Below are 1,273 nucleotides of genomic sequence, written 5' to 3'. Positions count from 1 at the left end.
TTACAGGTTCGGATAGAGAGGGAAGCGCGCGCAGAGGTCTGCGACCTCGGCTTTGACCTTGGCTTCGACGGCGCTGTTGCCGTCTTCGCCATTGGCGGCCAGCCCGTCGACCACTTCGATGATCCAGTCGGCGATCTGGCGGAATTCGACCTCGCCAAAGCCGCGGGTGGTGCCGGCGGGCGAGCCCAGGCGGATGCCGCTGGTGACGGTCGGTTTTTCCGGGTCAAACGGCACGCCGTTCTTGTTGCAGGTGATATGCGCGCGGCCCAGGGCCTTTTCAGTCGCGTTGCCCTTCACGCCTTTGGGGCGCAGGTCGACCAGCACCACATGGGTGTCGGTGCCGTGGGTCACCGTGTCCAGACCGCCCTTGATCAGTTGATCCGACAATGCCTGCGAATTGACGACGACCTGCTTGATATAGTCCTTGAACGCAGGCTGCAGAGCCTCACCGAAGGCCACGGCCTTGGCCGCGATCACATGCATCAGCGGGCCGCCCTGAATGCCTGGGAAGATCGCCGAATTCACTTTCTTAGCGATATCTTCATCATTGGTCAGGATCATGCCACCACGCGGACCGCGCAGGGTCTTGTGCGTGGTCGTCGTCGCCACATGCGCGTGCGGGAAGGGGCTGGGGTGTTCGCCTGCCGCAACCAGACCGGCGAAATGCGCCATGTCCACGTGCAGATAGGCACCGACCATGTCGGCGATCTCGCGCATGCGGGCAAAGTCGATCACGCGCGGGATGGCCGAGCCTCCGGCGATGATCAGCTTGGGCTGGTGCTCTTTCGCCAGCGCCTCGACCTGATCATAATCCAGCATGTTGTCTTCCTTGCGGACGCCGTACTGCACCGCATTGAACCACTTGCCCGACTGGTTGGGGCGCGCGCCGTGGGTCAGGTGACCGCCTGCATCCAGGCTCATGCCCAGAATGGTGTCGCCGGGTTGGATCAGCGCCTGGAACACGCCCTGGTTGGCCTGGCTGCCCGAGTTCGGCTGCACGTTGGCGAAGTCACACCCAAACAGCTGCTTGGCGCGGTCGATGGCCAGGTTTTCAGCGATATCAACGAATTGGCAGCCGCCATAGTAGCGCCGCCCGGGATAGCCTTCGGCGTATTTGTTGGTCATCACCGAGCCCTGCGCCTCCATCACGGCGGCAGAGACGATGTTCTCGGACGCAATCAGCTCGATCTCATCGCGCTGGCGGCCCAACTCAGATGTGATCGAGCCAAAAAGCTCAGGGTCACGGTCGGATAGGGATTGGGTGAAAAAACCG

Annotated in this window: 1 protein-coding gene; it reads right to left on the bottom strand. The window is 62.4% G+C overall.

The window, feature by feature from the left end; genetic code table 11:
* Nucleotides 1-1,273 (bottom strand): serine hydroxymethyltransferase (gene glyA / locus ACR0M2_RS20635; RefSeq protein ID WP_480706887.1); only part of this gene is annotated, 1,273 nt, incomplete at its 5' end.

The organism is Ruegeria sp. BE10, from assembly GCF_056538905.1.
Note: the sequence above shows the minus strand (reverse complement) of the source record. Positions and strands in the feature narration are given on the sequence as shown.